Source organism: Stenotrophomonas sp. 3diitr2024 (assembly GCF_042136455.1).
Lineage (GTDB): Bacteria > Pseudomonadota > Gammaproteobacteria > Xanthomonadales > Xanthomonadaceae > Stenotrophomonas > Stenotrophomonas sepilia.
The window spans coordinates 1-12,880 of sequence record NZ_JBHHMJ010000697.1; the positions used below are offsets into that span (position 1 = coordinate 1).

Consider the following 12,880-nt stretch of genomic DNA (forward strand, 5'->3'; position numbering starts at 1 on the left):
CCCCCCCCCCCCCCCCCCCCCCCCCCCCCACGCCCCCGACGATGATCACCGCCCTGTCCGTCCTGCTCTGGTTCATCTCGCAGCATCCGCTGCTGACGTTCTTTGCGGCGATGGTGCTGGCCGGGCTGGTCTCGTGGTGGCGACGCTTTCCAGGCTACGCCATCGTGGTATTCCCGCTGGCGATGCTCAACATGTTCCTCGGCCACTTCCTCAACGCCACCTTCCTCAACCTGGTGGGCGAGCGCGGCGAAGCGGTGATCGTCAAGGCCGAGCGAACCAGCTCGACGCTCAACGAACAGTACATCTGGCGCTACGAAGCGGTGCTGCGCACTGCCGAAGGGCGCGATGTGGAGGCGGTGTTCCACACCAACACCGCCTCGCTGTGGCCGCTGGAAAACGCCATCCGCATCCCGGCGCGCGACCAGCCGTTCGTGGTCAAGTACACGCCGGGTTTCCCGCGCAACTTCGTCATCCTCACCAACGAATCACCCCACGGCATCGCCCAGGCCCGGTCCAGCGCGCGCGAGCGCGTGGAGGTGGCAGCACGCAAGCTGCATTTCAGCCCGGGCAATGCCGATTTCCGCGCGGAGTATCGCCGCGAACTGGAAAGCTGGCTGCGCGACCACGGCAACGACCCGCAGCAGCAGCCCGACGCGCAGCGATATCGCGCCGAACTTGACGCGCTGTGAAGCTGGGGTTGCTTCTTACGGTACGAGAATCCGATTGACAGATCGGTTGAGAGGAATCACGCATGAAGATTGATCGCGATTTCATGATTTTCTGCGCCGCGTTCTCAGGGATCGCTGAAGGAAAGAAGTGTGTCGGCATACAAGGAAGCGAGTCGGAGCCCTTCATGCTGAAGGTGTACAGCGAGTATCTCTCGACTTCACATCCAAAACCCGACATCAAGTGGATCGACTCTGTCCCTGGCGCAATCCAAGCATGGATGATCGAAACGATCGACAGGTACTTCCTCTCGATGGACAAAGCACCTCGTTGGGTACGTGAACCCAGCTGGCGCTTCATTGATGACAACCCCATGGTCTTTGTCAGCCAGATAGATCTTGAAGACAACGCGACAATGAGGAACAACGCTTCGGCAGGTGAGGTTCTTTATCTGTTCAGCGGCAGACAAGCGTGCGACGGGGGCTGGGAGCTGAAGGTGAAGCTTGTCAAGCAAGACAAAGCGACTCCCGGAACAAGCTACCTTGGTTAGTTCGGGCTGGACCGACACCTCATGCATTTTTGAGACACCAGGCCATGCCCATTGACGGCATTCCTCTTACCGACCTGCCTTTATGACCGACAGTGCTTCTCCACTCCTCCCACTGCTGCAGCAGGCCCTGCAGGACGCCAGCGTCGCCAGCCGCATCGACGGCAACGCGCTGCTGCTGGACAGCGGACTGCGCCTGACCCCGCATGCGATGGCCGCACACGCGCGCGACAACGGGGGCTGGCAGACCTCCACCGTCATCGAAAGCCAGCATCCGCTGCTGTTCGCTGACGGCCTGTTCGAGTACCAGCACGCCAACGGTACCGATGAACAGACATCGCTGCTGGCCGGCTTCCAGGCCTGGGCACGGGTGGACCTGGTGACCCTGCAGACCGCGATCGGCGCCGAAGACGCACAGGCCCTGCCAATGATGGGCCTGACCTATCCGGCCGGCGATGAGGGCCGGGAACACGAACGCACCGTGGTGCTGGGTCCGCTGGCGCATTACCGCGAGCACGAGGTGGACGCCAGCACCTGCAGCGAGGACGACCATGGGTCCTGTCCGTGCTGCCTGTTCACCAGGAGCATGGACGCCTTCGACGAGCTGCTGAAGGCGCGCCCGTTCCTGGCCATCCGCCTGTTCGCCTCGCGCGATGCCGATGGCCTGTGCGAGGCCGATTGCCGGGTCAACGGCCACGATTTCGCCGCCGCCCTGCCCCTGCTGCGTGCCTATGCGGCCAGCTGGCCGCAGGCCGGGCTGGAGTTCCGCAAGCAATACGTGGTGATCCGCACCGGCTCGCCCGGCTGACCCACCGCCACACCCGATACAGGCCGGTGCGGCTACACTGCGCGCCGGTTTCCCAAGCAACCGCACTTTCTTCTATCCCTTCGAGGCACCCCCGCGATGCTGTACGCGCAAGTCCACCTGACCCTTCCCGCCTGGATCCACGACCAGATCGACCTGGATCGTCGATATCCGGGCGATGAGGCCAAGGTCGCGCTGGCGATCGAGCTGTCGCGGCTGAACGTCGAGCACGCCAGTGGCGGCCCGTTCGGCGCCGTGGTGTTCGGCCCGGACGACAAGGTGATCGCTGCCGGCGTGAACCGGGTGATGCCACACGCGACCTCGCTGGCGCACGCCGAGAACATGGCCTACATGCTGGCCCAGCAACGCCTGCAGACCCCGCGCCTGAACGCGGTGCTGTCGCCGGTCACCCTGGCCACCAGCTCGCAGCCGTGCTGCCAGTGCTACGGCGCCACCGTGTGGGCGGGCATCGACCGCCTGCTGATCGGTGCCAGTGCAGCCGACGTCGAAGAACTGACCCCGTTCGACGAAGGCCCGCTGCCGGCCGACTGGGTCGGCGAGCTCAACAAGCGTGGCATCGAAGTGGTGCAGGGCCTGAACCGCGACGCCGCGCGCAGCGTGCTGCGTGCCTATGGGGAAAGCGATGGCGCCCGTTACTGAAACCGGCATCGGCCTGCTGTGCCTGTGCCGGCAGGGTTTCGAGCCCGAGCTGGCCGGCGAACTGCAGTTCCGTGCCGGCGAAGCCGGTTTCGCCGGTTATGCGCGTACCCAGCGCAATGACGGCTACGTGCTGTTCATGTGCGACGAGGCCGCGGCGCTGGCACCGCGCCTGCGCTGGCGCGAACTGATCTTCGCGCGGCAGAAGCTGGTGGTGCTGGCCGAGCTGCCGCAGCTGGATCCGGCCGACCGCATCACGCCGATGCTGGAGGTGCTGGCCGATGCGCCGCGCTTCGGCGACCTGTGGGTGGAGCATCCCGATTCCGACGCTGGCAAGCCGTTGTCCGGCCTGGCGCGTTCCTTTGGCAATGCACTGCGCCCGGCGCTGCGCAAGGCCGGCAAGCTCAGCGACAAGCCGAACACCCGCCTGCCGCGCCTGCATGTGGTGTTCGTCGACGGTACCCATGCCTTCGTCTGCGTGGCCGACCCGGCCGACAGCGCGCCGTGGGCCTTGGGCATTCCGCGCCTGAAGCTGCTGCCCGAAGCGCCTTCGCGTTCGGCGCTGAAGCTGGACGAGGCGCTGTTGACCCTACTGACGCCTGAAGAACGCGAGGCGCTGGCCAAGCCCGGCATGCGCGCGGCCGACCTTGGCGCCGCCCCCGGTGGCTGGACCTGGGTGCTCACCCGGCAGCACATGCACGTGCTGAGCATCGACAATGGCCCGCTGCGCCAGCACGTGCTGGACACCGGCCTGGTCGAGCACCTGCGCGCCGATGGCTTCCACTGGCACCCGGAACAACCGCTGGACTGGATGGTCTGCGACATGGTCGAGCAGCCGCGCCGCGTCGCCGAACGCATGGCCACCTGGTTCCGCGAAGGCTGGTGCAGGCATGCGATCTTCAATCTGAAGCTGCCGATGAAGAAGCGCTGGGACGAGACCCGGCTGTGCCTGGACCTGTTCCAGGACCAGGCCGGGAAGCCGCTGGTGGTGCGCGCCAAGCAGCTCTATCACGATCGTGAAGAGATCACCGTGCTGGCCTCGCCGCTGCGCTGATCCCATTGCATCCGCCGGGCATGGCCCGGCGCTACCGGGGAACGGAACCATGCGCTACCACTCGCTCACCCTGCTGATCACTTTGCTGTCAGTCGCACCGGCCATGGCCCAGCAACTGCCGCACACCCCTGCGCAGAGCCAGCCGCTGGGCCCCACCGGCGGCGCGATCCGCCAGCAGCCACTGGATGCCGGTCGGGTCAGCGGCAGCGTCGAGATTGCACAGCCGGCCGGCGAGGCACAGGTGACGGTGCGTTCGCTGGAGCCCAGCAGCGTGGTTGGCCAGTACCGCATCCACTTCGCCGCGCTGGATGTGAACGGCGATGGTTTCATCAGCCGCGAGGAAGCGCAGGCCAACCCGGCGCTGGCCGACGAATTCAATTCGCTGGACCGCAGGCATCGCGGCAAGCTGGACCGCACCGACCTGGCCGGCTGGCTGATCGACTGATCCGCCGTCGCGATCTTCATCCACGCATGGCGTGGATCTACTGACTCGATTCCAGTAGATCCACGCCATGCGTGGATGAGCCGTTGGTCAGACGCCGGCGGCGCGCTTCCAGAACGCCTGCACCAGCGGCGGCCATCGGCCGACGCAGCCCAGCGCACGGCCCCGGGCCAGGGTCAGGTGCATTTCGTCGTTGGAGAACAGGCGGTTGATCGCATCGAAGCTGTAGGCGGCGATGTGGTTGTCGCTCCGCCGTTCGCGTGCCCAGCGCTGCAGGCGCTGCGGCGACAGCCGCGGTTGGCCGCGGCGCTCTGCCGAGGGTGCCAGCCACTGCTGCAGGGCGGCGACATCACGCAGCCCCAGGTTCACGCCCTGCCCGGCCAGCGGATGCACCACATGCGCCGCGTCACCCAACGCCAGTACACGACCGGCCACGTAGTGACGGGCCAGCTGGCGGCGCAGCGGGAATGCCGCTCGCGGGGAGGCCAACCGCAGCTCACCCAGGCGTGCCGCGAAGGCGCGGGTCAGTTCGCGGTTGAAGCTGTCCTCGTCCAGTGCCAGAACACGCGCCGCCTCGTCCTCCGGCAGGGTCCAGACGATCGAGCTGCGGCGTTCGGCCACCGGCAACAACGCCAGCGGCCCGCTTGGCAGAAAGCGCTGCCAGGCCGTGGCCTGGTTGGGAAGATCGCTGTCCACATAGGCCACCACGCCGCGCTGGTGGTAGTCATGCTTTTCAACCTCGATCCCGGCCAGCTGGCGCAGGGTCGATTCGGCACCGTCGGCGGCCACCGCCAACGCCGCTTCCAGGCGGCGCCCGTCATCCAGGCGCAGGCGCACGCCGTCCTCGTCCTGCTCCAGCGCGTCCACGCGTGCCGGGCAGTGCAGCTGCACACCCGCCGTCGGCAGCGCCGACCACAGGCGGTCCTGCAGCAGCGCGTTCTCGACGATGTAGCCCAGTTCGCGACGGCCGAAGCGATCAGCGTCGAACAGCAGATCCTCGCCACCAGCCGCATCCCACACCTGCATGCGCCGGTAGGGCCATGCACGGGCCTGCGCGATCGCCGGCCACACACCAAGACGATTCAGCAGCTGTACGTTGTCGGCAGCGAAGGCGAACACGCGCAGGTCCGGCTGTTCGGCCTGCCACGGCGCCGGTTCGCGACCTTCCACCAGCGCCACCGACAGGCCAGCATCAGCCAGCGCCAGCGCACACGCGGCACCGACCACGCCACCGCCGATGATGGCCACATCAAGACGCGCGCGCCGGCTCATGCCGCTTCTCCACGGCACAGCCGCGGCACCTCGCCGCGGAAGCCCATCGCACCACCGACCAGCATCGATTGCACCGAGGCACGCTGCGCGGCCACCAGGCCGAGGCTGCGCAGCGGCCGCATCAGCGGCGCCGGATTGCTGGTCAGGCGCGCCAGCCCGCCGGAGAACGCCACCGTCTGCCGGCGGTCCTCTTCGCGGCGCGCGACATAGGCCTGCAGCAGTGCATCACTGCCGGCATCCTCATGCGCATCCTCCAGCAGTTCGGCCAGGGTCAGCGCATCGCGCAGGCCCAGGTTGAAGCCCTGCGCCCCCAGCGGATGGATGGTCTGCGCGGCATTGCCGAGCAGCACCCCGCGCTCTCCGGCCAGCGCGCGCGCCAGCACCTGGATGAGCGGATAAGCACTGCGCGGGCCGGATTCGAGCAGCCGGCCTGCGCGCCAGCCGATCGCGTTCTGCAGGCGTTGCAGCCAAGCCGCATCGTCCAGCGCCATCACCGCATCGGCCTGGTCGCGCGCCACACCGTGCACGGTGCCGAAGTGGCGATCACCACGCGGCAGCAGGGCGGTCGGGCCGGTATCGGTGAAGCGCTCCCAGGCGGTGCCGTCTGGCGTGCGCTGGCTGCGCACGCGGGCCACGAACAGGGTCTGCTGGAAATCATGGCGGTCGACCTCGATGCCGAGCGCGCCGCGCACGCCACTGGTCGTGCCATCGGCCCCTACTACCAGCCGGGCCAGCAGCACGCGCTCGCCGGTCTCGTCGGCCACCCGCACCTGGCGGTAGCCGTCGACCACCTCGCTCAAGCCCAGGAAACGCATCGGCCGGTAGCGCCGCAGCCGCGGCAGCTCCTGCAGGCGCGCTTCCAGCGCCTGGCCGAAGTCCCGCGCCACCACCACCTGGCCGAACCACGGCCGGTCGTAGTCGGAAGCCTCCAGCTGCACCCGGCCGAAATCGCCGGCGCGGCTGACGTGGATGCGGCGGATCGGGCCCGGCGCCATCGCCAGCTTCTGCATGACCCCCAGCGCGGTCAGCGCATTGACCGTGGCAGCGGCAAAACTGAGGTTGCGCTGGTCGAATACCGCCGGCAGCTCGCCGGCCGGGCTGGCCTCGAGCAGGCCCACATCGCGGCCCAGGCGGTCCAGGGCGATGGCCAGGCTGGCACCGACCAGGCCACCACCGACGATCAGCACGTCATGTCGTTCACTCATGATGTTCATGATACGCGCTCGCCCTGCCCAAACGCCCAACACCACCCGACCTGCGCCAACCGGCGCGGCGGGCTAGAATGAAACCTGAATCCGCTCCGGGCCCGCTGCCATGTCCGCCACCGCCAACCGCGCCTTCGTCCTGTCCGTCCTCGTGCTGTTGCTGGCGGCGACCCGGGTCAACCACTTCGCGGCGATCCCCGATGCCTCCTGGGCGGTGTTCTTCATCGGTGGCTTCTACCTGGCCACGTGGACACGCTGGGCGTTTCCGCTGCTGATGGTGTTCGCCGTGCTGGTGGACTGGATCGTGATCCGCAGCAGCGGCCTGGATTTCTGGCAGCACTACTGCGTGTCGCCGGGTTACTGGCTGCTGCTGCCGGCGTATTTCTCGCTGTGGGCCGGCGGCATGCTGCTGGGCCGCAACTACCAGGGCGCACGCTGGCCGGTGCTGGCCAAGGGTGCACTGCTGCTGGTGGCCTCGGTGGCGGTCTGCCACCTGCTGGCGCAGGGCGGTTTCTACTGGACCACCCGCAACGTGGCCGAGCCGACGCTGGCCGGTTGGGCGCAGAACTACGCACAATGGTTCGGCCCCTACCTGCGCACCACCGCGATCTACGTGGCGCTGGCGGCGGCATTGCAGCTGGCGGTGGAGCAGGTACTGAAGCTTCAGCAGGCCCGCCGCGACATCCGGCACTGAGCCGCGCCATGGGTCATCGCCTCTCGCGCATCTATACCCGCACCGGCGACGACGGCAGTACCGGCCTCGGCGACGGCCAGCGCGTGGCCAAGGACGACGCCCGGGTGGCGTCCTACGGCACCGTCGATGAAGCCAACGCTGCGCTCGGCCTGCTGCTTGCCACCGCGCTGCCCGGGGATGTCCGCGCGCTGGTGGTGCATCTGCAGCACCAGCTGTTCGACCTGGGTGCCGAGCTGTGCATCCCGGGCCACGCCGCCATCCACGCCGCCGATGTCTCGGCACTGGAACAGCAGCTGGACCACTACAACGCCCACCTGCCGATGTTGAAGGAGTTCATCCTGCCGGCTGGTGGCGAGGCCGCCGCACGCTGCCACCTGGCCCGCACCATCGTCCGCCGCGCCGAGCGCGAGACCGTCACCCTGGCCCGCCTTGAGCCCGTGCGCAGCGAGGCGCTGCAGTACCTCAACCGGCTGTCGGACCTGTTGTTCGTGCTGGCGCGCGTACTGGCCCGCGCCGACGGCCATGGCGAAGCGCTGTGGCAGCCACAGCAGCGCCAGCGCTGAGTCGGCACGATGCTGGTCTTCACCCATCCGTCCTGCCTGCTGCATGACCCCGGCCCCGGCCATCCGGAGTGCCCGCAACGCCTGCAGCAAGTACTCGATGCCCTGCACGCCGCGTTCCCCGGCCAGCTGGACTGGCGCGAGGCGCCGCCGGCCAAGTTCGGCGAACTGACCCGGGTCCACGACAGTGCCCTGCTCGACTTCGTGCTGCAGCCGCAGACCGCGCCGCTGCGCCAGCTGGACATGGACACCTGGACCTCGCCGGGCTCGGCCAGTGCCGCCGTGCACGCCGCCGGCGCCGGGGTGGCCGCGGTCGATGCAGTGATGCTGGGCGAGGATCCGCTGGCGTTCTGCGCGGTGCGGCCCCCGGGCCACCACGCCACCAGCAGCACCGCGATGGGCTTCTGCCTGCTCAACAACATTGCCATTGCCGCGGCCCATGCCCGCGACCGCCATGGGCTGGAGCGGATCGCGGTGGTCGATTTCGATGTCCACCATGGCAACGGCACCCAGGACATCTTCCAGCACGACGCCCGGGTCTCGTACTACAGCACCCACCAGGCCGGCCTGTTCCCCAATTCCGGCCTGCGCCGCGACCGCGGTGCCGGCAACCTGATGAACATCCTGCTGCCCCCGGGCAGTGGCGGTTTCCGCTTCCGCAACGTGTGGGCCGACGAAATGCTGCCGGCCATCGACGACTTCCGTCCGCAGCTGCTGCTGATCTCGGCCGGCTTCGATGCCCACCTGCGCGACCCGCAGGCCGACCTCATGCTGGAAACCGACGATTTCGCCTGGATCACCCGGGAACTGCATGCGCTGGCGCGCCGCCATGCGGCCGGCCGGGTGGTCTCGATGCTGGAAGGCGGCTATGACCTGCAGGCCCTTGCCGAGTGCAGCGTGGCCCATGTCCGGGCCCTGCTGCTGCCCCCTCCCGGCAGCGTCTCCGGATGAACCCGAGCCGGCAGGCTCCGGCGTCCTTCATTGCCCCTATGCAAGGGATGGGGCAAGCTACCGTCCGTTTTCGCCCGAATCCGAACCGCGTGCGCCGAGCCCTCCGCCTGCTTCCCCTGCCTCTGAGCATCGCCATCTGCCTGCCGGCAATGGCCGATGAAAAGCCGCTCAACTGGGGCCTGTGCCCGGCTACCGACGTGATTCCCGCGTTCACCGATGCGCCCACCCCGGTCCCGGGGCAGGACAAGGCCGCCGCCAGCGCTGCGCGCGAGCAGCAGCCGACCGACATCGAGGGTGACCAGCTGCTGGGCACGACCACCGTGCCGCAGTACGAAGGCAACGTGGCCCTGCGCCGCGGCGACCAGTTCGTCGGCACCGACAAGCTCAGCTTCGATACCGAGAGCGGCAACTACATCGCCGACGGCAATGTCCGCTACCAGGACTCCTCGATCCGCATGGTCGCCAAGCGCGCCGAGGGCAACCAGGAAAGCGACACCCACAAGATCACCGACATCAAGTACCAGCTGGTGTCGCGCCGCGGCAACGGCGATGCCGAGTCGGTCGACCTGCAGGGCGCGGTCGGCCAGATGCACCGCTCCACCTACACCACCTGCGACCCGTCACAGCCGGTGTGGAAGCTGTCGGCGCCGCAGATCGAAGTGGACAACGACGAGGGTTTCGGCACCGCCCGCAACGCCGTGCTGCGGATCGGCAAGGTGCCGGTGCTGTGGGCGCCGTACTTCAAGTTCCCGATCGATGACCGCCGCAAGACCGGCCTGCTGTTCCCGCAGCTGGGCATGTCCGGGCGCAACGGATTCGACTACGCACAGCCGATCTACTTCAACCTGGCGCCGAACTACGACGACACGTTGACCCCGCGCTACATGAGCCGGCGCGGCCTGATGCTCGACAACGAGTTCCGCTATCTCTACAACGGCGGCCGCGGCGAACTGCTGACCGCGTTCATGCCCAACGACAAGCTGCGCGACCGCGACCGCGGCCGGGTGATGTTCAGCGGTTACCACAACGTGGACAGCCACTGGCAGGCCCGTGCGAACCTGGCCTGGGTCAGCGACGAGCGCTATGTCGAGGACTTCGCCAACCGCCTGGTCGGGGTGACTGCCTCGAACCTGCAGAGCACCGTGGGCCTGTACGGCACCGGCAGGAACTGGACGGCCGGCATCATGGCCGACCGCTGGCAGCTGACCGACTACACGCTCAATGAAAGCGCGCTGCCGTACAACCGCCAGCCGCGCCTGTACTTCAACTGGGACAAGCCGGTCCTGCCGTGGCTAGAAACCGGCATCTATGCCGAAGCCGTGCGCTTCACCCACGACGACATCAACTTCAAGTACGGCGCCGATGCGGGACCCGACCTGCAGTACACGCGCAACGGCCAGACCCAACGCATGTATGGCGGCTCGCGCCTGGACGTGAAGCCGTACGTGTCGTTCCCGATCAGTGGCGCGGCGTGGTACGTCACCCCGACCCTGGCCTACCGCTACACCGGCTACGACCTGGACCAGGGCCTGGCTGACAGCGTCCGCCGCAACGTGCTGGCCTCGCAGGGCATCGACCCGAACACCGCCACGCCGGAGCAGCTGCGCGGCAACAAATCGCCCAGCCGCAGCCTGCCGATCGGCAGCATCGACGCCGGCCTGTTCTTCGATCGCGAGACCACGATCGGCGGCAAGTCATTCCTGCACACGCTGGAACCGCGCCTGTTCTACCTGCGCACGCCGTACCGCAACCAGGACGACCTTCCGATCTTCGACACCCGTGACTTCACGTTCAGCTGGGGCCAGCTGTTCCGCGACTCGCGCTACACCGGCGCCGACCGCCAGAACGATGCCAACCAGCTGACCCTGGCATTGGGCACCCGCTTCATCGACCAGACCACCGGCAAGGAACGCTTCTCGGCGGCCATCGGCCAGATCCAGTATTTCGACGAGTCGCGGGTGACCGTCACCCCGGGCGGCGCGCCGGTGGAAAAGGGCAAGTCGGCGTGGATCGCCGACGGCAACTACATGATCAACGACCGCTGGACCCTGGGTGCCACCTACCAGTGGGACCCGAAGTACAAGCGTGAGGATCTGGCCAGCGTCCGTGCCCGCTATCTGATGCCCAACGATGGCGTGATCAACCTCAGCTACCGCTACCGCATCAACTCGGGCGCCCCGGCCAACGCCAACAAGCACGACCGTACCCTGCTGGAACAGGCCGACCTGTCGTTCCTGTACCCGCTGAATGCGCGCTGGAGCCTGGTCGGTCGCTACTACTACTCGCTGCAGGACAAGGAGCCGCTGGAAATCATCGGCGGTGTCCAGTGGGACAGCTGCTGCCTGGCCGTGCGTGTGGTCGGCCGCCGCTATGTACGCAACCGCGAAGGCGAGATGAACAACTCCATCCAGGTGGAGTTCGTGCTCAAGGGCCTGAGCTCCCTGGGGCAGGACACGGACCGTACCCTGCGCCGTGCTATCCTCGGCTACAACCGCGACGACCTCTATCTCGTGCCGCCGAGCAACACCGGGGCGACCCGGGATGACTACGATCCGAACCTGATCCCATGACCAAGCGCTTCCCCGTTCTTCTCGCCTCGCTGCTGGCGGTGTCCAGCGTGTCCGCCCCCCTGCAGGTACTTGCCCAGGAGGCGCAGCCGCTTGACCGCATCGCTGCCGTCGTCGATGAGGACGTGATCCTGCAGAGCGAGCTCCAGCGTGCGATCGCCAACATCAAGGCGCAGTATGCCGGCCGCGAAAACCAGCTGCCGCCGGAAGACGTGCTCAGCCGCCAGGTGCTCGAACGCCTGGTGCTGGTCAAGCTGCAGGTGGCCCGCGCCCAGGGCAGCGGCATCCGTGTCAGCGACCAGGAGCTGAACCAGGCGATGAACGCCATCGCCCAGCAGAACGGTTCGAACCTGGATGCCCTTCGCCAGCGCCTGGCCCATGACGGTATCGATTTCAACGATTTCCGTGCGTCGGTGCGTGACGAGATCACCGTGCAGCGCCTGCGCCAGAGCTTCGCGCAGAGCCGCATCAGCGTCAGCGAGGGTGAAGTCGACGCCGCGCTGAAGCAGCAGGCCACGGTAGGCAACCAGTACCACCTGGCGCACATCCTGATCGCCCTGCCCGACGGTGCCAACGCCGACCAGATCGCCACCGGCCAGAAGAAGGCCGATGGCGTGAAGGCCCTGCTGGACAAGGGCGAGCTGGACTTCAACGCGGCGGCCGTGCGCTATTCGGACAGCCCGAACGCACTGGAAGGCGGCGATCTGGGCTGGCGCAGCCTGGATGAAATCCCGCAGGCCTTTGCCCAGTTGATGGAAAAGATGAAGCCGGGCGAGGTGGTCGGCCCGATCCGCGGCCCGAGCGGCTTCCAGCTGCTGAAGCTGGTGGAAGTGCGTGACAGCAGTTCCGCCGCCGGTGAGCAGACGGTCACCGAGTACCACGGCCGCCACATCCTGGTCCGCGTGGACGACAACCAGACCGATGCCGCTGCCAAGGCCAAGATCGATACCCTGCGCGCCCGCATTGCTGGCGGCGCCGACTTCCAGACCGTTGCCAGGGAGTCCTCCGAGGACAACAACAGCAAGGGCCAGGGCGGTGATCTCGGCTGGTTCCCGGCTGACGCGTTCGGTCCGGCCTTCGGCCAGCAGGTGAGTGGCCTGCAGGATGGTGGCGTCAGCCAGCCGTTCCGCACCGACGCCGGTTGGCACATCGTGCAGCGCGTGGCGACCCGCCAGACCGACGTGACCACCGACAACCAGCGTGCCCAGGTCCGCGAGACCATCGGCCGTCGCAAGCTGGAAGACGAGTACAACCGCTTCCTGCAGGAACTGCGTGGCGAAGCCTACGTCAGTTTCCGCAGCGGCGACCGCGCGGAAAACACCGCCACTCCGCCGCAGTCCTGACCGATGCGCAGGCCGCGCGTGATGAGGCTGATCATGTTCTTGGACGTCTGCAGAAGCTGGGCGTGCATGTGGTACTGGATGCACCGCTGCCGTTGTTCAAGGCCGGTGCGTACCGCT

Annotated in this window: 12 protein-coding genes and 1 pseudogene; 11 read left to right on the top strand and 2 right to left on the bottom strand. The window is 67.6% G+C overall.

Annotated features, from left to right (window positions below):
* The first annotated feature begins 41 nt into the window (after positions 1–41).
* From ABGA94_RS17880 to ABGA94_RS17905, 6 genes are all read left to right on the top strand, one after another.
* Positions 42–689 carry a hypothetical protein gene (locus ABGA94_RS17880; RefSeq protein WP_375367871.1) on the top strand — a complete coding sequence of 216 codons (648 nt, stop codon included), beginning with the start codon at positions 42–44 and terminating at the stop codon, positions 687–689.
* Positions 690–751: 62 nt separating this feature from the next.
* Positions 752–1,216 (top strand): hypothetical protein, encoded by a 465-nt coding sequence (locus tag ABGA94_RS17885; RefSeq protein WP_111174626.1) that lies wholly within the window; start codon positions 752–754, stop codon positions 1,214–1,216.
* 82 nt (positions 1,217–1,298) lie between these two features.
* Positions 1,299–2,021 (top strand): DUF6348 family protein, encoded by a 723-nt coding sequence (locus tag ABGA94_RS17890; RefSeq protein ID WP_111174625.1) that lies wholly within the window; start codon positions 1,299–1,301, stop codon positions 2,019–2,021.
* Positions 2,022–2,117: 96 nt separating this feature from the next.
* Positions 2,118–2,678 carry a nucleoside deaminase gene (locus tag ABGA94_RS17895; RefSeq protein ID WP_005415358.1) on the top strand — a complete coding sequence of 187 codons (561 nt, stop codon included), beginning with the start codon at positions 2,118–2,120 and terminating at the stop codon, positions 2,676–2,678.
* Positions 2,662–3,729 carry a 23S rRNA (cytidine(2498)-2'-O)-methyltransferase RlmM gene (rlmM, locus tag ABGA94_RS17900; RefSeq protein WP_329843637.1) on the top strand — a complete coding sequence of 356 codons (1,068 nt, stop codon included), beginning with the start codon at positions 2,662–2,664 and terminating at the stop codon, positions 3,727–3,729. Before ABGA94_RS17895 ends, rlmM begins: the two co-directional genes overlap by 17 nt.
* Positions 3,730–3,778: 49 nt before the next feature.
* Positions 3,779–4,174 carry a hypothetical protein gene (locus ABGA94_RS17905; protein WP_095379348.1) on the top strand — a complete coding sequence of 132 codons (396 nt, stop codon included), beginning with the start codon at positions 3,779–3,781 and terminating at the stop codon, positions 4,172–4,174.
* An 87-nt stretch (positions 4,175–4,261) separates the two neighbouring features.
* Here the strand turns inward: ABGA94_RS17905 and ABGA94_RS17910 are convergent, their stop codons facing one another.
* The gene (locus tag ABGA94_RS17910) at positions 4,262–5,443 is read right to left on the bottom strand and encodes a UbiH/UbiF family hydroxylase (protein ID WP_375367869.1); all 1,182 of its coding nucleotides are present in this window, start codon (positions 5,441–5,443) and stop codon (positions 4,262–4,264) included.
* Entirely contained in the window at positions 5,440–6,648 is a 1,209-nt protein-coding gene (ubiH, locus tag ABGA94_RS17915) for a 2-octaprenyl-6-methoxyphenyl hydroxylase (protein ID WP_095379352.1), read from the bottom strand. Before ubiH ends, ABGA94_RS17910 begins: the two co-directional genes overlap by 4 nt.
* Before the next feature lie 109 nt (positions 6,649–6,757).
* On the opposite strand from ubiH, the gene ABGA94_RS17920 reads away from it, so the two are divergent.
* From ABGA94_RS17920 to ABGA94_RS17940, 5 genes and pseudogenes are all read left to right on the top strand, one after another.
* Positions 6,758–7,342, top strand: a complete 585-nt coding sequence (locus ABGA94_RS17920) for a hypothetical protein (RefSeq protein WP_005415353.1) — start codon at positions 6,758–6,760, stop codon at positions 7,340–7,342.
* Between the two features lie 8 nt (positions 7,343–7,350).
* The gene (locus ABGA94_RS17925) at positions 7,351–7,905 is read left to right on the top strand and encodes a cob(I)yrinic acid a,c-diamide adenosyltransferase (protein WP_375367870.1); all 555 of its coding nucleotides are present in this window, start codon (positions 7,351–7,353) and stop codon (positions 7,903–7,905) included.
* A 9-nt stretch (positions 7,906–7,914) separates the two neighbouring features.
* Complete coding sequence (locus tag ABGA94_RS17930) at positions 7,915–8,853, top strand: histone deacetylase family protein (protein ID WP_053500468.1); 939 nt, start codon at positions 7,915–7,917, stop codon at positions 8,851–8,853.
* A gap of 89 nt (positions 8,854–8,942) precedes the next feature.
* Positions 8,943–11,423: an LPS-assembly protein LptD gene (gene lptD / locus ABGA94_RS17935; protein WP_111129210.1), complete on the top strand. Its 2,481-nt coding sequence runs from the start codon at positions 8,943–8,945 to the stop codon at positions 11,421–11,423.
* A pseudogene (locus ABGA94_RS17940) lies at positions 11,420–12,748 on the top strand (peptidylprolyl isomerase); the annotation flags it as partial. The gene lptD and the pseudogene ABGA94_RS17940, both read left to right, overlap by 4 nt.
* Positions 12,749–12,880: the final 132 nt, after the last annotated feature.

Excerpts from the sequence above, each read along its gene's own strand:
- ABGA94_RS17880 (WP_375367871.1), top strand. The coding sequence starts at position 42 with ATGATCACCGCCCTGTCCGTCCTGCTCTGGTTCATCTCGCAGCATCCG.
- ABGA94_RS17885 (WP_111174626.1), top strand. The coding sequence starts at position 752 with ATGAAGATTGATCGCGATTTCATGATTTTCTGCGCCGCGTTCTCAGGG.
- ABGA94_RS17890 (WP_111174625.1), top strand. The coding sequence starts at position 1,299 with ATGACCGACAGTGCTTCTCCACTCCTCCCACTGCTGCAGCAGGCCCTG.
- ABGA94_RS17895 (WP_005415358.1), top strand. The coding sequence starts at position 2,118 with ATGCTGTACGCGCAAGTCCACCTGACCCTTCCCGCCTGGATCCACGAC.
- rlmM (WP_329843637.1), top strand. The coding sequence starts at position 2,662 with ATGGCGCCCGTTACTGAAACCGGCATCGGCCTGCTGTGCCTGTGCCGG.
- ABGA94_RS17905 (WP_095379348.1), top strand. The coding sequence starts at position 3,779 with ATGCGCTACCACTCGCTCACCCTGCTGATCACTTTGCTGTCAGTCGCA.
- ABGA94_RS17910 (WP_375367869.1), bottom strand. The coding sequence starts at position 5,443 with ATGAGCCGGCGCGCGCGTCTTGATGTGGCCATCATCGGCGGTGGCGTG.
- ubiH (WP_095379352.1), bottom strand. The coding sequence starts at position 6,648 with ATGAGTGAACGACATGACGTGCTGATCGTCGGTGGTGGCCTGGTCGGT.
- ABGA94_RS17920 (WP_005415353.1), top strand. The coding sequence starts at position 6,758 with ATGTCCGCCACCGCCAACCGCGCCTTCGTCCTGTCCGTCCTCGTGCTG.
- ABGA94_RS17925 (WP_375367870.1), top strand. The coding sequence starts at position 7,351 with ATGGGTCATCGCCTCTCGCGCATCTATACCCGCACCGGCGACGACGGC.
- ABGA94_RS17930 (WP_053500468.1), top strand. The coding sequence starts at position 7,915 with ATGCTGGTCTTCACCCATCCGTCCTGCCTGCTGCATGACCCCGGCCCC.